This is a genomic window from Acinetobacter sp. ANC 5600 (assembly GCF_002018395.1).
In the GTDB taxonomy this organism is placed as follows: Bacteria; Pseudomonadota; Gammaproteobacteria; order Pseudomonadales; family Moraxellaceae; genus Acinetobacter; species Acinetobacter amyesii.
This window is the reverse complement of sequence record NZ_MVKW01000002.1, coordinates 267,394-285,399: the sequence shown is the minus strand read 5'-3', so window position 1 is coordinate 285,399 and position 18,006 is coordinate 267,394. Positions and strand designations below refer to the sequence as shown.

General features: G+C 41.3%; 16 protein-coding genes. 12 read left to right on the top strand and 4 right to left on the bottom strand.

Translation table 11 applies throughout. The features are described from left to right. The first annotated feature begins 8 nt into the window (after window positions 1–8). Complete coding sequence (locus tag B1201_RS16930; RefSeq protein ID WP_171263741.1) at window positions 9–146, top strand: hypothetical protein; 138 nt, start codon at window positions 9–11, stop codon at window positions 144–146. Window positions 147–303: 157 nt separating this feature from the next. Then, on the top strand, window positions 304–1,269 hold the full coding sequence (locus B1201_RS05205) for a hypothetical protein (RefSeq protein WP_078189479.1): 966 nt from the start codon (window positions 304–306) through the stop codon (window positions 1,267–1,269). 85 nt (window positions 1,270–1,354) lie between these two features. Here B1201_RS05205 and B1201_RS05200 read toward each other — a convergent pair whose 3' ends face one another. Next, window positions 1,355–1,975, bottom strand: coding sequence for a TIGR00730 family Rossman fold protein (locus B1201_RS05200; protein ID WP_078192607.1), 621 nt, complete (start codon window positions 1,973–1,975; stop codon window positions 1,355–1,357). A 320-nt stretch (window positions 1,976–2,295) separates the two neighbouring features. Between B1201_RS05200 and B1201_RS05195 the strand changes: the two genes are divergently transcribed. The 6 genes from B1201_RS05195 (at window position 2,296) to B1201_RS05170 (ending at window position 10,846) form a co-directional block, all read left to right on the top strand. Beyond that, a complete protein-coding gene (locus B1201_RS05195) occupies window positions 2,296–3,867 on the top strand; it encodes a TerC family protein (RefSeq protein WP_078192606.1) in 1,572 nt (523 codons plus the stop codon). 130 nt (window positions 3,868–3,997) lie between these two features. After that, entirely contained in the window at window positions 3,998–4,465 is a 468-nt protein-coding gene (locus B1201_RS05190; RefSeq protein ID WP_078192859.1) for a YchJ family protein, read from the top strand. A gap of 59 nt (window positions 4,466–4,524) precedes the next feature. After that, window positions 4,525–5,169, top strand: a complete 645-nt coding sequence (locus B1201_RS05185) for a trimeric intracellular cation channel family protein (protein ID WP_078189475.1) — start codon at window positions 4,525–4,527, stop codon at window positions 5,167–5,169. Between the two features lie 144 nt (window positions 5,170–5,313). Further along, window positions 5,314–6,633 carry an MFS transporter gene (locus B1201_RS05180; RefSeq protein WP_078189474.1) on the top strand — a complete coding sequence of 440 codons (1,320 nt, stop codon included), beginning with the start codon at window positions 5,314–5,316 and terminating at the stop codon, window positions 6,631–6,633. Window positions 6,634–6,796: 163 nt separating this feature from the next. Further along, window positions 6,797–9,016: a DNA topoisomerase IV subunit A gene (gene parC / locus B1201_RS05175; protein WP_078192605.1), complete on the top strand. Its 2,220-nt coding sequence runs from the start codon at window positions 6,797–6,799 to the stop codon at window positions 9,014–9,016. A 150-nt stretch (window positions 9,017–9,166) separates the two neighbouring features. After that, entirely contained in the window at window positions 9,167–10,846 is a 1,680-nt protein-coding gene (locus B1201_RS05170; protein ID WP_078189472.1) for a long-chain-fatty-acid--CoA ligase, read from the top strand. A 58-nt stretch (window positions 10,847–10,904) separates the two neighbouring features. Here the strand turns inward: B1201_RS05170 and B1201_RS05165 are convergent, their stop codons facing one another. Next, the gene (locus B1201_RS05165) at window positions 10,905–11,294 is read right to left on the bottom strand and encodes a hypothetical protein (protein ID WP_078189471.1); all 390 of its coding nucleotides are present in this window, start codon (window positions 11,292–11,294) and stop codon (window positions 10,905–10,907) included. A 107-nt stretch (window positions 11,295–11,401) separates the two neighbouring features. Here B1201_RS05165 and B1201_RS05160 point away from each other — a divergent pair, with 107 nt between their 5' ends. Then, on the top strand, window positions 11,402–11,800 hold the full coding sequence (locus B1201_RS05160; RefSeq protein ID WP_078189470.1) for an MAPEG family protein: 399 nt from the start codon (window positions 11,402–11,404) through the stop codon (window positions 11,798–11,800). A 115-nt stretch (window positions 11,801–11,915) separates the two neighbouring features. Then, the gene (gene ppa, locus B1201_RS05155) at window positions 11,916–12,452 is read left to right on the top strand and encodes an inorganic diphosphatase (RefSeq protein ID WP_078189469.1); all 537 of its coding nucleotides are present in this window, start codon (window positions 11,916–11,918) and stop codon (window positions 12,450–12,452) included. Between the two features lie 101 nt (window positions 12,453–12,553). Here the strand turns inward: ppa and B1201_RS05150 are convergent, their stop codons facing one another. After that, window positions 12,554–13,846 (bottom strand): OprD family outer membrane porin, encoded by a 1,293-nt coding sequence (locus B1201_RS05150; RefSeq protein WP_078192604.1) that lies wholly within the window; start codon window positions 13,844–13,846, stop codon window positions 12,554–12,556. A 715-nt stretch (window positions 13,847–14,561) separates the two neighbouring features. On the opposite strand from B1201_RS05150, the gene B1201_RS05145 reads away from it, so the two are divergent. Together B1201_RS05145 and B1201_RS05140 are read left to right on the top strand one after the other, a co-directional pair. After that, a complete protein-coding gene (locus B1201_RS05145) occupies window positions 14,562–15,338 on the top strand; it encodes a TorF family putative porin (RefSeq protein ID WP_078192603.1) in 777 nt (258 codons plus the stop codon). Between the two features lie 396 nt (window positions 15,339–15,734). Continuing rightward, window positions 15,735–16,466 (top strand): TorF family putative porin, encoded by a 732-nt coding sequence (locus B1201_RS05140; protein ID WP_078192602.1) that lies wholly within the window; start codon window positions 15,735–15,737, stop codon window positions 16,464–16,466. A gap of 44 nt (window positions 16,467–16,510) precedes the next feature. Here B1201_RS05140 and B1201_RS05135 read toward each other — a convergent pair whose 3' ends face one another. After that, window positions 16,511–18,001, bottom strand: coding sequence for a YifB family Mg chelatase-like AAA ATPase (locus B1201_RS05135; RefSeq protein WP_078192601.1), 1,491 nt, complete (start codon window positions 17,999–18,001; stop codon window positions 16,511–16,513). Window positions 18,002–18,006 lie beyond the last annotated feature (5 nt).

Genomic DNA, 18,006 nt, shown 5'->3' with positions numbered 1-18,006 from the left:
GTACTGATATGGTTAAACAAGGCGATGTGGGACCTGAAGGTCTGATTTTTATTGCGGCCAAAGATTCACCCAATGCTCAACCTTTGTTGGTGGTTGGAAATGAAGTGAGCGGTAGCACGGCGGTTTATCAGATTAAATTGAAATAATTAAAGTTTAAAGCATTTGTTTTATTTGAGGTTTTTGTTTTAGTGTCGAGAAATGCACGGAACGAAATTGTATGAACGCCAGATAAACTGTCATAATGCGCTCAAGTCCTTCATTTATTGGAGGGCTTTTTCTTTATGGCAAAGGTGTTTTGTTTTCATGACAATCGAAATTCTGATGGTCATAGGCTTCTGTCTCGCGGCCTATTCTATTGTCGGTAATGATGTGCCACAGACATTGGGAACCTTTATTTCATCCAATGCACATCGCCCTTGGTGGCTGTTGTGGATCTATGTCAGCAGTATTTTAGCCATTGTATTGGTTTATGGTTGGTACAGTTCTGGCGTGGGGGATGCATCTTATGGTCGTTTAGAAACGATTCCATTTCCTGCAGAAGGGGTCACGTGGCTCTATATTGTGCCACCGATCTTACTGATCATTTTGACTCGCTACGGAATCCCAGTCAGCACCACATTCTTAGTGTTGACGATCTTCTCTCCGAGTAGTCTCGGTTCGATGTTAACCAAGTCGATGATGGGTTACGCGGTTGCTTTTGTTGTCGCGATTATTGTTTATCGTTTTGTGATTAAAGGCATCTCGGTTTATTTCAGTAAAACACGTGATGAAACCCCCTCGAATATTTGGGTGGGACTACAGTGGGTTTCGACGGCATTTTTATGGAGTCAGTGGCTGATTCAGGATTTGGCCAATATTTTTGTCTACGTCCCTCGTCAGGTGCCGCTGGAGTTCCTGATTTTTGCAATTGTGGTGTTTATCGTACTGCTTGGGATCATTTTGTACCAACGTGGTGGAGCGATTCAGGGCATTATCGACACCAAAACAGGTGTGGCTGATATCCGCTCGGCAACCATTATCGACTTTATGTATGCCTTGATTTTATTGGTGTTCAAAGAGTGGAGTAATATTCCAATGAGTACCACTTGGGTGTTCTTGGGCTTACTCGCAGGACGTGAATTTGCCATGTCCATGCATTTACATGAAGTGAATAAATATCGAACTTCACGAAATGTCAGCAAAGATGCGATGAAATTGATGCTTGGTTTATTGATGAGTATTTTCTTAGCGACAACCTTGCCATGGTTCTATCGTGTGGTGTCGGGTTAAGTCGGCACGATATAGATTTGAAGTAGGACATCGAGTAATAAAAAAGGGGAATGATTTATTCCCCTTTTTAACATCCAAAATACAGTTAGACCACGAAATTTTTCGGGCAATCTAAATTTTTCAGTGCGCTAAAGATCTGCTTCGAAGAATTACATACGATCAGTTTGGCACGATGCTGCGGCGGCAAGAAACCTTCAGCGACCGCATGGTCTAATTGTGCAATCAGTGCATCATAGAAGCCATTGACGTTATAAAGCATCATCGGTTTTTGGTGTTGATTCAACTGTCCCCAAGTGGCGATTTCTAGAATTTCTTCGAATGTTCCAAGACCACCGGGCAGGGCAACAAAGGCACTTGCACGTTCTGCCATCATGGCTTTACGTTCATGCATACTGCGTACGACGTGTAGTTCAGTCAAATGATTATGTGCAATTTCATAATCCAACATAAACTCAGGAATCACACCCACAGCTTCGCCGCCATGATCGACCACAGCGTCAGCAACTTGACCCATCAGGCCAATACTGGCGCCACCATAGACCAGACCAAAACCATGTTCAGCCAAGCCTTGCGCCAATGCAATGGCTTTTTCTTGATAAATTGGATTGTTACCAGAGCGGGAGCCGCAATACAGTGCGATTAAAGGTTGTGTTGTAGCAGGAGAAGGATTACCACGTTTTTCTGTCATTTTTAATCCGCTATTCATTACGTTTTAATTTTACCTTAGCATGTTATTTTTTATGACACTACATTGGCAGCTAAATATGACAATTTAATGTCATCATTGGGTTTAAATTCTTCCATACTGAGATTGTACTTTGGTAAAAAAGGGTGAATTTTTACCTTAACTTGCTATACTTAAAACTTCATTTTAAGCTAAAGAACCGTCATGGGTAGTGGTTGTTGTCACTCAGCACACATCAAAATATTAGAAAGAACGCCATTAAAAGCGTTTGCGCATGTCCAATGCATTTCATCTTCAAATCAGCATGATCTACGTGTGAATAACATTCAGGAGATACAACCATGATCTTTGAATGGATGTCCGATCCTTCTGCATGGGTGGGATTATTGACACTGGTGGTGCTTGAGATTGTTTTAGGTATCGATAACCTGGTTTTTATTGCGATTCTTGCGGAAAAATTACCGCCAGAACAGCGTAATACTGCACGGATTGTCGGCTTATTGCTTGCATTGTGTATGCGATTGATCTTACTGGCCTCGATTGCATGGGTGGTGACCCTAACCAACCCACTGTTCCATATTTTCGACCATCCATTTTCCGGTCGAGATCTAATTTTACTGTTTGGTGGGGTGTTCTTGCTATTTAAAGGCACCATGGAACTGCGTGAACGTCTTGAAAACAAGCCTATGCTAAAGGAAGAAAATCCTGTGCATGCGACGTTTTGGATGGTGATTGTGCAGATTGTGGTGCTCGATGCCGTGTTCTCGCTCGATAGCGTGATTACCGCTGTTGGGATGGTGAAACACCTTTCTGTCATGATGATTGCGGTCATTATTGCTGTCGGCATTATGCTGTGGGCATCTAAACCACTGATGAACTTCGTGAACCGTCACCCAACGGTGGTGATTCTGTGCCTGTGCTTCTTAATGATGATCGGTTTCTCGCTCTTGGTCGAAGGCTTTGGTTTCCATATTCCAAAAGGTTACTTATACGCGGCCATTGGTTTCTCTGTCATGATTGAGTTCTTGAACCAAACCATGCGTCATAATCAGGAAAAAATGGTGACAACCACAGACTTACGTTATCGCACAGCCTCAGCAGTGATGCGTATGCTCGGTGGGAAAAATGTTGCAGACAATCAAAATGAAAATGAAGATGTGCTTGCAACACGTGCTTTTGCTGATGAAGTCTTTGATGAAGACAACGGGGTTTACCACAGTGTCATGGTACAAGGGGTACTGGGTTTATCTGAGCGTCCAGTAAAGTCCGTGATGACACCTCGTCCTGAACTGGAATGGATTGATTTAGATGAAGAACCTGAGGCGATTCGTGCTCAATTACTCAGTACCACGCATTCACGTTTAATTGTGGCACATGGTGAGCTTGACAATATTGCGGGTGCGGTACTGACTCATAAAGTCATGAATGACTATATTGAAACGGGCGTACTCGATTTCGAAAAACATCTCCGTGAGCCAGTGGTGGTGCATGAAAATGCTCAAGTTTTGATGGTGATGGAACAGCTACGTCAAGCGCCGTTGCAAATGGCCTTGGTGTTAAACGAATACGGTTCAATTGAAGGGATTGCAACACCGATTGATGTCTTAGAAGCGATTGCTGGTGAGTTCCCTGATGAAGATGAACCAGAGACGGCAGCAGAAAGTCTCGATGATGGTTCATTGTTACTCGATGGCTCAACCGATATTCGCCACGTGTCTTTATTGTTGGGTCGTGACTTGGTGGATGATGCTGAACAGTATTCGACATTGTCCGGATATATCTTATTTCATTTGGGCCGTTTACCAGCCAATGGTGAAAAATTCAAAGCGGATGAACACATCTTTGAAGTGGTCACAATGGATGGCCATAAGATCGAAAAAGTGCATGTCATTCCCATGCCAACTGAAGATTAAGCTGAAGCCAAGAGAACATTCAGCTTAATCTATATAGATCAATATTGATTCACATACTGCTGATGAAAATTGTGTGGAAAGATCCGTTAAAATAGCCTGCATTGTCAGGCTATTTTTTATGGAAACAAATATGTCACAAGTCCAATGTCCATGTGGCAAAGGTGAATATGGTAGCTGTTGTCAGCCCTTACATACGGGGCGTGAAAATGCACAGACTGCAGAGCAGTTGATGCGTTCACGTTATAGTGCTTTTGCACAGCATGAGATTGATTATATTGTACAAACAACTGCGCTTGGACAGCAGCAAGCCTTGGATGTGAGTGCCATTGCAGCGTGGAGTCAGGCCAATCAGTGGTTAAAACTTGAAGTTGTACAAGCCCAAGAAAAACTCGATAAAAACCATGCTCAAGTTGAATTTAAAGCCCATTATCACGATGGGCATCAAGCGCAGGTACATCATGAAATTTCACACTTTGTGAAGTTCGAGCAGCGCTGGTATTTCCTTGATCCGACCACAGAGATGCAAATCACCATGAAGCAACCATGTATTTGTGGCTCTGGACGAAAATTTAAACAATGTTGTGCGCAATTTTTATAACATTTGAGCAGATTTAGCTTAGAATAGCGCGCATCTCAACCCTCAGTGGAAGAAGGGCGATGTTACTTACCGTTATTTATATTATCGCAATTACGGCAGAAGCAATGACAGGTGCATTGTCTGCGGGTCGGCGGAGTATGGACTGGTTTGGGGTAACATTGATTGCCTGTGTCACGGCACTGGGGGGCGGTTCGGTTCGTGATGTGCTGCTTGGGCACTATCCACTGACTTGGGTTAAGCATCCAGAATATCTCATGCTGACCTGCTTTGCTGCATTTGTCACCATCCTGATTGCAAAGTGGATGCGTCATCTTCGTAATATCTTCTTGGTTCTCGATGCCCTTGGTCTCATTGGTTTTACCATTATTGGCTGTCAAATCGCTTTAGAAATGGGACATGGTTTTGTCGTTTCTGCGGTAGCAGGGGTGTTAACTGGGGTCTCTGGCGGTATTTTACGAGATATCCTGTGTAACGATGTCCCACTGGTGTTCCGTCGTGAACTTTATGCCAGTATTTCTTTTGTGTCCGTGATTTGTTATTGGCTCTGCATTGAGATTGGCTTATCGCTAGAATTGACCGTCATTGCGACGCTCATTTTCGGTTTCACCTTACGTCTGATCGCCATTTACTTTGGCTTAGAAATGCCTAAATTTATTTATAAAGATGATGATGATCAGTCAGTATCTTCAAAAGATTTGTCATAGCCGCGTTGCTATAACATCACATTAAAATGCTAAAAAGACGGATCAATGGTCGGTCTTTTGCATGGATCTATACTAAAAAACGCAAAATCATACATCCTGTTGGGAAAGCAGTGTTCATCCTTCCACCAGTTCAGAGATCTTGTTATGGACTTAGTCTCACGTATACAACGCTTACCCATCGGTAAGTTTCACTACACTTTACTTTGGGTTATTGGCCTTGGCTGGATGTTTGATGCCATGGATACGGGACTCATTTCCTTCATCTTAGCGAAAATGGCTGAAGATTGGGCTATGACGCCAAATGATAAAAGTTGGGTGGTCTCGATTGGTTTTGTTGGGATGGCGATTGGCGCGGTGTTTTCTGGAGGACTGGCAGATCGCTTCGGCCGAAAAACAGTGTTTGCATGGACATTGGTGATTTATAGCTTAGCCACCGCTGCATGTGCGTTTGCACCTAATCTAACTTGGTTGTTGGTATTTCGTTTTATTGTCGGCTTAGGTTTAGGGGGGCAACTCCCAGTCGCGGTGACTTTGGTCAGTGAATATATTCCGGCTCATGTACGTGGACGTTTTATTGTCTTACTAGAAAGTTTTTGGGGGCTGGGCTGGTTGGTTGCTGCATTGGTATCACGCTTTATTATTCCGGATTTTGGTTGGCATGCAGCGTTCCTGATTGGCGGTATTCCTGCGTTATATGCAATCGTGATTTGGAAAATGGTGCCCGAATCGGTGCCTTATTTAATCAACCGTGGACGTTTTGATGAAGCACATGCATTGGTGAAAAAGATTGAAGCCAAATGTGGTGTAGAAGTTGTTGAAATCTTTGAAGTCAAACCAGTTGCAGAAAAGCACAATATCAGTTTTTCACAGTTGTGGTCAGGGATTTTTGCACGTCGTACTTTAATGCTGTGGCTCATTTGGTTCGGTATCGTCTTTTCTTATTACGGTATTTTTACATGGTTACCAAGCTTATTGGTCAAAGAAGGCTACACAATTGTTCAATCCTTTGAATATGTTTTGGTCATGATTTTGGCACAATTACCGGGTTATATTGCAGCTGCATGGTTGGTCGAAAAATTAGGTCGTAAAGCTACGTTGGCGGGCTTCATTGGGATGTGTGCCATTTCGGCATATTTCTTCGGTCAGTCTGGCAGTGTGACAGAGATTGTGATTTGGGGCTGTTTAATGTCCTTCTTTAATCTCGGTGCTTGGGGCGTACTTTACACCTATACACCAGAACAATACCCGGCCAATATTCGTGCCTTTGGTTCGGGCTGGGCGGGTGCCATTGGTCGGATCGGGGGCATTGCCGCGCCTTTTGCTGTGACACATATGATGGATATGGATCATGGTTTTAGCTATGTCTTTATGATGTTTACTGCAGTCTTAATTGCCGTTGCCGTGGTGATTTTGGTTTTAGGTGAGGAAACCAAAGGCAAAACTTTAGAATCCATTGGTCTATAAAGACTGTTGAATTTTTAGTTGATCATGGTGAATAAAATGGATATTTTTACGCCATAAGACACAATTTGTCGCAGAGTGTTAGATCATCCCCTTGTATAGGGGGCACCTGCGACATAGCATAAGAACCCAATAAAGAACGAACAATTTAGGATTACAGGTTGTTATGACAAGCCTTGCGCATCATGCGACAGAAAACCGTTCCGTAGCAGAATTTACCGAACAAGCATATCTCAACTACGCCATGTACGTGATTATGGATCGTGCATTGCCACATATCAGTGATGGTCTAAAACCCGTTCAGCGTCGTATCGTCTATGCGATGAGCGAGCTCGGGTTAAAGCCAACGGGTAAGCCAAAAAAATCTGCACGTACGGTTGGTGATGTACTGGGTAAATACCATCCTCACGGTGACTCAGCTTGTTATGAAGCCATGGTCCTCATGGCGCAGCCGTTTAGTTATCGCTATCCATTTATTGAAGGTCAGGGAAACTGGGGCTCACCAGATGATCCGAAATCCTTCGCAGCGATGCGATATACCGAAGCAAAACTGTCTGCTTATAGTGATTTATTATTGTCTGAGTTAGGACAAGGAACCTGTGATTGGCAGGATAACTTTGATGGTTCGATGAAAGAGCCAGTGAATTTACCAGCACGTGTTCCAAATATTTTACTCAACGGCACAACGGGTATTGCTGTGGGTATGGCAACGGATATTCCACCGCATAACTTACGTGAAGTGGTGAAGGGCACCATCGCCTTAATTCGCAATCCAAACTTAACCGATGAGAAAGTCGCAGAATATATTCCTGCACCTGATTTGCCGACACGTGCGGAAATTATTACCTCTCCAGAAGAATTACTTAAAATTCAAACCACGGGTCGCGGTAGTTATCGAACTCGTGCAGTGTACAGCATTGAGAAAAATGAAATCGTGATTACGGAGCTGCCGTATCAGGTTTCAGGTTCGAAAGTGATCACGCAGATTGCAGATCAAATGCAGGCGAAGAAGTTGCCATTGGTCACGGACTTACGTGATGAGTCAGATCATAAAAACCCAACACGTTTAGTGATCGTCCTGCGCTCAAACCGTATTGATGCTGAATCGGTGATGAGTCATCTATTTGCAACCACCGACTTAGAGTCGAGCTATCGTGTCAATATGAACATGATTGGCGCAGACGGTCGTCCACAAGTGAAATCGATCCGCCGTATTTTGTTGGAATGGATCGAAATCCGTAAAAATACCGTGACACGTCGTTTGACTTATCATCTGAATAAAATTGAAAAACGATTACATATACTTGCAGGCTTGATCATTGCTTATCTGAATATTGATGAAGTGATTCGTATTATTCGTGAAGAAGATCAGCCTAAACCGGTGTTGATGACGCATTTTAATATCGATGAAATTCAAGCCGAAGCGATTTTAGAACTCAAGTTACGTCATTTGGCAAAACTTGAAGAAATGGAAATGCGCCGTGAACAAGAAGAATTGGAAGCCAAAGCAGCCATTATTCGTGAACAATTGGCGAACCCTGAGTCATTAAAAGCATTGATCATTAATGAACTTAAAGAAGATGCGAAGAAATTTGGTGATGACCGCCGTTCTCCAATTGTGAAACGTGCAGAAGCCCATGCGATTAATGAACAAGATATGCTTCCTGCAGATCCTGTGACTGTGGTGTTGTCTGAAGCGGGTTGGATTCGCTCGGCGAAAGGGCATGAAGTCGATGCTGAGAACTTAAATTTCCGTGCAGGTGACCAATATCTCAGCCATGCGCAAGGTAAATCGAATCAACGCGTTTATGTCTTAGATGATGCCGGTCGTAGCTATGCTTTGGGCATCAATACTTTACCATCCGCGCGTGGTTTAGGTGAGCCTCTGAGTTCTAAACTTGCACCTGCAAGTGGTGTCGGCTTTAAACAAGTATTTATTGCTGAAGATGAAACAGAAGTCTTGGCGATGAGTAGTAAAGGCTATGGCTTTAAAACCCAAGCCAAAAACCTCGATACCAATGCAAAAGCAGGTAAAGCCTTTCTTAGCTTGTCTGAAGGGGCGGCGGTCATGAATTTAACGGCGATTGAGAATGCAACACATCTTGCACTCCTCAGTTCTGCGGGGCGTTTGCTGTTGGTTGAACTTGATGAATTACCAGTATTGAATAAGGGTAAAGGTAATAAATTGATACAACTTGAGGAAAAAGATCAAATTGTATCCATGACAACTTTGAATTTAGATGAAATAATTCAAGTGCTTGCAGGAAATCAACAATTAAAGCTTAAAGGCGACGATCTGCAAAAATATGTGGGTAAACGTGCATCGAAAGGCGTGTTGTTACCACGTGGATATCAAAAAGCAAATAAACTGTTCATTCAAAGATAATACTAGCATCCATGGAACGAAATACGTTATATATGCTGTTATTCGTGAAATGGATGCAATATTAAGCACAAACAAGTTAAATAATGGCCGCTTAATATTGAAAAAAAAACAGTTGGATTATTAAGGATTACGACAGGAGAATTGGGCGTTATGGAAAAGATTTGGTTCGCTGAATACCAAAAGACAGGGATTCCAGAAACTGTAGAATTACCCGCAGAAAATACCTCATTGGTCGATATTTTTGAGCGTAATTTTCAGAAGTTTGGCTCAAGAGATGCCTTTATCTTCATGGATAAAGTCTTAACTTTTAAAGAACTTGATGAAGCTAGCCGTAAATTTGCAACTTATTTGCAAAGTTTAGGTTTGGCACAAGGTTCACGCGTTGCAGTTATGATGCCTAACGTTCTTCAATATCCTGTTGTTGCATTAGGTGTATTCCGTGCTGGACTGGTATTGGTCAACGTGAATCCACTGTATACCTCTCGTGAGCTTGAACATCAATTAAATGACTCTGGTTCAGAGGCATTGGTTATCATTGAAAACTTTGCATCTGTTTACCAAGCGATTATTGGTAAAACCCCAGTAAAACATGTGATCGTGGCATCTGTGGGTGACATGCTTGGTACGCTGAAAGGCACATTGGTTAACTTTGTATTACGTTCAGTACGTAAACAAATTCCAGCTTGGAACATTCCAGGTCATATTCGCTTTAATGCAGCAATGTCTAAAGTGAGTGCAAACAATTACAAACGTCCAAACTTAACTCTAAGTGATACTGCAGTACTTCAATATACTGGTGGTACAACTGGCGTATCTAAAGGCGCAGAATTGACACATCGTAACCTTGTGTCAAACATGTTGCAGTGTGATGGTATTTTCCAAAGTAAATTTGGTCAGCAAGATGGTCAGCCAGATGATCGTATCTTCTGTGCATTACCGCTGTATCACATCTTTGCATTTATGGTGTGTGCACTTTACGGCATGTACAAAGGTCAGGCGAACGTATTGATTCCTAACCCGCGTGACCTACCTGCGGTAATGAAAGAATTACGTAAATACCAACCTTCATTCTTTCCAGCAGTGAACACTTTGTTTAATGCTTTGGTGAACAATGAAGAGTTCAAGCAACTTGACCACAGCAAGCTAAAAATGGCGATGGGTGGTGGTATGGCAGTACTTCCTTCGACTGCAGAAGCGTGGAAGAAAGTTACCGGTACCAATATCATCGAAGGTTATGGCTTATCAGAAACTTCACCTGTTGCAACTGCAAACCCTCCAGCATCAATGGAATTCAGCGGTACGATTGGTATTCCATTGCCACTGACTGAAGTTGCTATTTTAGATGATGATGGCAATGAAGTTGCTCAAGGTGAGCAAGGTGAAATTTCGATTCGTGGTCCTCAAGTCATGAAAGGCTATTGGAACCGTCCAGATGAAACTGCCAAAGTAATGACGGCGGACGGTTTCTTCCGTACTGGTGACATTGGTGTCATGGATCCACGCGGTTATGTGAAGATTGTAGACCGTAAAAAAGACATGATTTTGGTATCAGGTTTCAACGTTTATCCTTCTGAAATTGAAGAAGTTGTTGCAAAACATCCAAAAGTACTAGAAGTTGCTGCGATTGGTGTTCCTGATGAAAAATCAGGTGAAGTACCTAAATTATTCGTTGTGAAAAAAGATCCATCTTTAACGACTGAAGAAGTTTTGGCATTCGCAAAAGAAAACTTAACTGGCTATAAACGCCCACGTTATGTTGAATTTATGGATGAATTACCAAAATCGAATGTTGGTAAGATTCTACGTAAAGATTTGCGTAAAACAGCATAATATAATGCATAAAAAAAGCGCCTTCGGGCGCTTTTTTTATCGCTTTTAATTTTGATCATTAAAGCTTGCCTTTATTCATCGACCAGCGATCAAAGTAGCGACGTCCTACACCAAAGACACCTAAGAAAATAAACATCGCGCCGAACTGACGACTAAAGCCAGATTGGTTATAGCTGCCATAGGTTAAAATATTGTCGACTAAACAATATAGTGCAATGACAATGACCCAATGCCAAAGGGGAAGTTGCTTGATGGAAACTGCATAGAATGCAATCCACATGATGACAAAGCTGAAAACAGTCGACCATACATTTAAGTTGGCACAGATCACAGCAAGTAAAAATGCAGTCACAGGAATGACAATTTTTAAAACACGATCGACGCGAAGCTGATGGCGTTTTTGCTCTTCAAGAACTTCAAATAATTGATCTTGATCAGAAGTACTCATAGAGGATCCTTTCATCTGCCGATTATAAAAACACTATATTTAACAAAAATTATTCACGAAATGCCATGTTATTATAGCAGCCATAAAATCTTCTTGAGAAAAAACACATGCACAGCATCAGTGGGATCATCTATCTCATTTTGGCCGCTTGTTTATTGCCATATGTATTTACATTTATTGCGAAGCGAGCTGCAGGTTTTAAGTCGAGTGATAATCAAAATCCACGTGAAGTTTTAGCGCGCTCTACAGGATTGGCGAGCCGCGCACATGCAGTGCAGCAAAATAGTTTTGAAAGTTTACCTTTATTTATTGCGGCTATTCTAATGGCCGAATACATGGTGATTCATCAACAATACATCATGACCTTTGGGATTGCCTATCTCGTTTTACGCGTCATTTATGGGCTATGTTATTTAGCCAATTGGGCAACTTTACGTTCAATCATTTGGACTTTGTCGATGTTATGCCCAATTTGCCTGATGTTATTGGTCATTAAATTAAGCTAAATGTTCTGCTTGATGATTAAATTATCAGCATGATCGCTAAAATCACAAAAAAAGCGATAAAACCGTTATAATTGTGCCGGATTAAAAGATTTAACTTTGTTTAAAGAGTGATGCTATGAGCTACAGCAATATCCCAGCGGGTAAAGATGCACCAAACGACATCTATGTCATTATTGAAATTCCTGCAAATGCAGCACCAATCAAATACGAAATCGATAAAGATTCTGATGCGTTATTTGTAGACCGTTTCATGGGTACTGCAATGTTCTACCCAGCGAACTATGGTTATGTTCCAAATACATTATCTTTGGATGGTGACCCACTAGACGTACTTGTGGTAACTCCACATCCAGTAGAACCAGGTTCTGTAATTCGTTGCCGTCCTGTTGGTAAATTGAACATGGAAGATGACGGTGGTGTTGACGCAAAACTCGTTGCGGTTCCACACGACAAATTGACTCCGCTTTATAAAGATGTTCAAGAATATACAGATCTTCCTGCGTTATTGATCAATCAAATTGAACATTTCTTCCAACACTACAAAGACTTAGAGCCTGGTAAATGGGTTAAGTTAAGTGGTTGGGAAGGTGCTGATGTTGCTAAACAAGAAGTACTTAGCTCAATTGAAGCTTACAAAGCTGCGAACAAATAATATTGTTTTAAGCTGAGCATCGTTTTTATATAAAAACGATGCTCATAAAAAAACCTGCACAGTGTGCAGGTTTTTTTCGCTATCTTAGAGGAGCTGTGAAATTAAAATAATTTCACAGGGATGTCTAAGAATAAACGCCATTCGTTTGTATCGCCGATATAAGCATTTGTTTGGTAATCATCGCTAGCACGGTAGTATGAGTGACGAACACGTAAGCTTGCATCTTTGGCAAAACCAGATTGAACAGTATATTTCACTTGGTTAAAGAATTCGCGTTCTTGTGCATCGTCAGTTAAGCCAGCAACTTTGATGTCCCAGCCATATACAAATGCAGTTGTCCAAGTTAAACCAGGAACATTCATACCCGCAAAGTTATATGTGTATTGAACCTGAGCAGATTTTTCATCATTACCGATGAAGTCAGATAGATAAGAGTTTGGTAGGTAGATACTTTGACCGCCATCAGCATTTTCGCCATAGTCATAACCAGTGTTGCCACTGTTTTGTTGGTAAGCCAACATTACGTTATGGTTACCCGTGTTATACGTACCTGAAACCGCCCAAATCGAGTTTTGACGATCTGAGTCATCTGCAACGATTTGTGAATAAGTACTACCTTCTTTGTCCCATTCAGTATGGTAACCACTAAAGTCAAAAGTTAATGTATTTTTGTTTGCTAATGGATAGGTATAGTTCACATTTGCATAATGGCGCTCAAGCGCTTCTTTGCTGTCTAAACCGTAGTATGACGCATTAAGCTGATCATTAAATTTGTATTTAGCACCCCAAACAATTGCGCGGTCTAATTTACGGCCATCAGTATCAATTTGATCTGAGTATTGGTTTTTAGTGAATTTACCAGCTGTCAGTTCTAAGCCATTAATTTCACGGCTTGTTGCTAACACACCTTCAAAATATTCAGGAACTAAACGAGCTGTGTTACTTGCAAGTACAGGTAGATCTAGAACTTGAGTACCATAAGTCACAGTTGTATTTGAAATACGTGCTTTTACGTTCGCGCCACCACGAGCCCAATGATCATAAGTATCACCAGAGTTTTCTTTGCCATTCAACGTTTCACGAGGAATCATGTTGTTGCCGGCATTGTTGTTGTCACCGATTTTAAATGAACCATCACCAACAACACCTACACCAAAGCCAACAACACCTTGAGTGAAGCCTGAATCTAATTTCACAATCGCAGTTTGTGCCAGTGAGCTAGTGTCATCTACACCATTTTTCTTATCGCGCTTAATGTAACCTGTACGGAACAATACAGAGCCTTCGGCATCTTCCACAAAGCCTTTAGATTCACTTTGTTCGCTAGCAAAAGCAGTAGAAATAAGAGCAGCGTTTACTAAGACTGCAAGTGTTAGTTGTTGAGCTTTAAGCATTGGGAGAGAGCCTCATGCAAATTTGGTTAATATGTAGTGCGATTGTATATTTTTTCTTAAAAAAATCACTATTTTTAATGCGCTTATTACACTAAAGTTAGAAAATGGCCAGATCATTGGTCAATCTGTAATAAGCAAATTTTTCGTATGTTATTGTTGTTTAACAAATAGTTTATTTAAATTGAATATATATCAATCTAAAGAGAAGTTTATTCATTACTTATCATAAAAAAATATAAAAAATGGTAAAAACTTTCATTTAACTTGCTGATTTATTATCATTCTTATCGCCATTTTGTGCTGAATCTAAATTCGTATTTTGATCAAAAAGTATATCAATGGTTGAGGTGCATGGCATCACTGTTCAGGCACAGTAAGCACCGTTGGCGTGTTTTTTGTAAATAGAGAATGACTTTTAGCGAAGTCGTCAGAAATTTTTCCTTAAAAAAACAGTTCAATAAAAGATGATAATATTCGTGATAAATACATATAAATGAATGCATTAAATCATTGTTAAAGACTAGAACAAGATAAAAGATATTTTATGAATCAAAAGCTTGGTTTTTACTGTTTTATATAATCTTACCTTTGTTTTTAAATGATTTAATTTATCAAAATAAGAAAAAAGGGGCTATGCAGGGCGGTAAAATCGATTAAAATCGGCGCTAAATTTTACTCAACCCAATCCACGATCGATCCGATGTGGGGACTAAACATGATTCAATTTTATAAAAAAGCAATTTTAAGTATTTTAGTGACCCTAGGTACAGTCCCTGCATTTGCAGAACAAACTGAACAAGCCACAACTGCACAAGGGAATTGGTCTGGAAGTCTGGGCGTGGTAAACAAATATGTGTACCGTGCGAGTGAAGAAAATGATCAAGCGGCATTACAAGCCGGACTTGAATATGCACACAACAGTGGGCTGTTCGCGGGCTATTGGGGTTCTACACTCAACTATGATCCTACGGACGACAGTCAGTCGCATGGTTTTGAACATGATTTCTATGTCGGATATGGACGTGAACTGAATGAAGATTGGAGCTATAAGTCACAAGTGATGGCTTATGTCTATCAAGGTGGAGGTTCTGTTTATAACGACGACCGATCTGAAAAGCGTCGCACGACAGGCGTCGAATTTATTCAGGACATAAGTTATAAAGATTTAACTGCAAGCATGGCTGTATTGTTGTCTGATGTTAATTATGGCAACGCAGGTGATGTATATCTGAATGCTACTTATAGCTATGCATTACCTTATGATGTTTCATTAAATTCATCGCTTGGTGTTTCTGTTTTTAATGACAGTCGTGATGACAGCCTATTAACAACCACAGAAGATGTGGTGTTCACTGAAGCACGTTTGGGCTTGAGTAAACCGATTGCAGATACTGGATTTGAAATTGCTGCTGACTATGTATGGGGCGGTAAAGATCGTGAAGGCGAGCAATTAGACGATAACGTTGTGGTTGGATTGACCTATTCTTTCTAACATTAACGAGTTGATCGTATTCGGTCATATTCTTGAAAGTGCATAATGGTGATTGTGCACTTTTTTTATGCATTTTTGAGATCGGTGTTGAAAAAATATACTCAAAAAAGCGCATTTTTAAAATCCTGTTACAACTATCAACCCGAAGATTTAAATAATCTAAATAGATGAAAATCTGCATTCTAAAATAAATTAAAGAGAAAAAAGGCCAAATAGGATAATTAAAAAATAATAAATAAAAACAGTAATATATTGGTTTTTGATAAACCAAAATGGTGGCTTTTATAAAAAAAATATGCGCTTATTTTTAAACATGGCACAGTGCTTGCTAATACCTCATTGAGTTCAACGAAATAACCAAAAAATACGTCGTCGCACGATGTGGGGGAACAAACCATGAAATTTGCACTTAAAGCTTTATCAATCGCTGTACTAGGAGCAGCATCGACGTTTACTTTTGCTGAAGCGCCTGCTTCTGAGCATTCTGTATCCGGAAATATCGGCGTACTGTCTAGCTATAATTTACGTGGTATTACCAATGTACCTGAAAATAGCGGCGCAACTATTCAAGGTGGTTTGGACTATAGCCATGCGTCAGGCTTCTATGCAGGTTACTGGGGTTCAACCTTAGATTATGCACTTGGTGAAGAAGGTCGTGATTCTTTTGAACATGACTTTTATGCAGGTTATAACGGCAAAATTACTGAAGATTTAGGTTATACCGTCGGTGGTACGTATTATTACTACTATGAATCGGATGTTGATTCAGATGGTTTCGAAACACTTTTAGGATTGAACTACAAAGACTTTAGCGTATCTGCGCAAACCTTAACGCAAAATACGACTTGGGGTAACAAGGGCGATACGTATATCTTAGGTAGCTACAGCTATGCATTGCCAAAAGATTTCACCCTAAATACTTCATTGGGCCTATATGCATATGGTGATGATGACGAATTTGTAGAAACCACTGAAGACTTTGGCTTCCGTCATTTTACAGCAGGTTTAAGCCATCCATTGGGTGACACCGGTGCGAGCGTAAATATGGATTATATCGTGGGTGGTTATGACCGTCTGGATGAAAAACAAAAGAATAAAGTCGTATTTGGCTTGAAATACGAATTCTAATGTTAAAAAGCATTAAAAAATGGCGACCTAGGGTCGCCATTTGTTTAAGCATTGAGCTGGCTTCGATAGGACAGTGCTTCAGAAACGTGCTGAGCTTGAATATGTTCACTTTGAGCCAAGTCGGCAATGGTTCTGGCAACACGTAATACCCGATGATAAGCACGTGCAGATAAATTCATTCGCTGCTGGGCTAACTGTAAAATATTCTGTGCAGTAGCATCCAAAACCGCCTGTTGCTCCAATTGCGTCGGCGTGAGCGCCATATTGGATTTTTGCTGACGCTCTATTTGTAACTCATAAGCTTGTATAACACGATGCCTAACCACACTTGAACTTTCAACCTCTTGCGAACTTTGTAATTCATGCGCTGCCAGTGGCGGGACATCTATATGTAAGTCAATTCGATCTAATAATGGACCTGAAATACGGTTTTGATAGCGTTTAATACTTTCAGCACTACATTGACAGCGGCTGTCTTGGTTAAAGGCATAGCCACATGGACAAGGATTCATCGCCGCAATCAGTTGAAAATTTGCAGGGAAGGTGATTTGACGAGAAGCGCGTGAAATCACAATTTCTTTGGATTCGAGTGGTTGCCGTAACACCTCTAACACCTTTCGATCAAATTCAGGCAGCTCATCTAAAAATAAAACTCCTAAATGTGCCAAGGTGATTTCACCCGGTTTAGGATTTGATCCTCCACCGACGAGGGCAATCGCAGATGCGGTATGGTGTGGCGCACGAAATGGACGCTGCCCAAAATGATGATTTGCACCTGCAATAGAATAAATACTCGCGACTTGCAAATTTTCTTGCATATCTAAGGGGGGCAGAATACTGGGCAAACGCGAGGCGAGTAGAGTTTTGCCTGTGCCCGGTGGACCCCGAAATAGTAGAGAATGACCGCCAGCCGCTGCAATTTCTAAAGCACGACGTGGTCTGAGTTGACCTTTCACATCAGATAAATCAAAAGGGTAACTGAGTTGATTGGCTGACGATGTCGAGGGATGGCTACTGATTAAGGCTGAACGACTTAAATGTTCACACACATCCTTAAGATGCTGCGCAGGAAAGACTTGGAACTCCGGCAGTTGCGCCGCTTCATCGGCATTGAGTGCAGGTAGAATCAGATGATGCCCGATATGCTGACAGGCAATGGCTATACTTAAGATGCCACTGACAGGTCGTAAATAACCATCAAGTGCTAATTCTCCAATAAATTCAAAACCATCTGCTGCATTTTCAGGAAGTTGTCCCGACGCGATCAGAATCCCTAAAGCAATAGCGAGATCTAAACGTGAACCATCTTTGGGTAAATCTGCGGGTGCAAGATTAATGGTCAGACGTTTGGTTGGGAACTGAAAGCCGCTATTAATAATCGCAGAGCGGACACGGTCTTTACTTTCACGGACGGCGGCCTCAGGTAGGCCCACAATGGTCAATGAAGGCAGACCTTGGCTGACATGGACTTCAACTTCAATTTGGGGTGCATTTAAGCCGAGCAAACCCCGAGTATAGATTTTGGCAAAAGACATATTAT

Bases quoted from the DNA above. Each gene is read 5' to 3' on its own strand.
- B1201_RS16930 (WP_171263741.1), top strand. From the start codon at position 9: ATGGTTAAACAAGGCGATGTGGGACCTGAAGGTCTGATTTTTATTGCG.
- B1201_RS05205 (WP_078189479.1), top strand. From the start codon at position 304: ATGACAATCGAAATTCTGATGGTCATAGGCTTCTGTCTCGCGGCCTAT.
- B1201_RS05200 (WP_078192607.1), bottom strand. From the start codon at position 1,975: ATGAATAGCGGATTAAAAATGACAGAAAAACGTGGTAATCCTTCTCCT.
- B1201_RS05195 (WP_078192606.1), top strand. From the start codon at position 2,296: ATGATCTTTGAATGGATGTCCGATCCTTCTGCATGGGTGGGATTATTG.
- B1201_RS05190 (WP_078192859.1), top strand. From the start codon at position 3,998: ATGTCACAAGTCCAATGTCCATGTGGCAAAGGTGAATATGGTAGCTGT.
- B1201_RS05185 (WP_078189475.1), top strand. From the start codon at position 4,525: ATGTTACTTACCGTTATTTATATTATCGCAATTACGGCAGAAGCAATG.
- B1201_RS05180 (WP_078189474.1), top strand. From the start codon at position 5,314: ATGGACTTAGTCTCACGTATACAACGCTTACCCATCGGTAAGTTTCAC.
- parC (WP_078192605.1), top strand. From the start codon at position 6,797: ATGACAAGCCTTGCGCATCATGCGACAGAAAACCGTTCCGTAGCAGAA.
- B1201_RS05170 (WP_078189472.1), top strand. From the start codon at position 9,167: ATGGAAAAGATTTGGTTCGCTGAATACCAAAAGACAGGGATTCCAGAA.
- B1201_RS05165 (WP_078189471.1), bottom strand. From the start codon at position 11,294: ATGAGTACTTCTGATCAAGATCAATTATTTGAAGTTCTTGAAGAGCAA.
- B1201_RS05160 (WP_078189470.1), top strand. From the start codon at position 11,402: ATGCACAGCATCAGTGGGATCATCTATCTCATTTTGGCCGCTTGTTTA.
- ppa (WP_078189469.1), top strand. From the start codon at position 11,916: ATGAGCTACAGCAATATCCCAGCGGGTAAAGATGCACCAAACGACATC.
- B1201_RS05150 (WP_078192604.1), bottom strand. From the start codon at position 13,846: ATGCTTAAAGCTCAACAACTAACACTTGCAGTCTTAGTAAACGCTGCT.
- B1201_RS05145 (WP_078192603.1), top strand. From the start codon at position 14,562: ATGATTCAATTTTATAAAAAAGCAATTTTAAGTATTTTAGTGACCCTA.
- B1201_RS05140 (WP_078192602.1), top strand. From the start codon at position 15,735: ATGAAATTTGCACTTAAAGCTTTATCAATCGCTGTACTAGGAGCAGCA.
- B1201_RS05135 (WP_078192601.1), bottom strand. From the start codon at position 18,001: ATGTCTTTTGCCAAAATCTATACTCGGGGTTTGCTCGGCTTAAATGCA.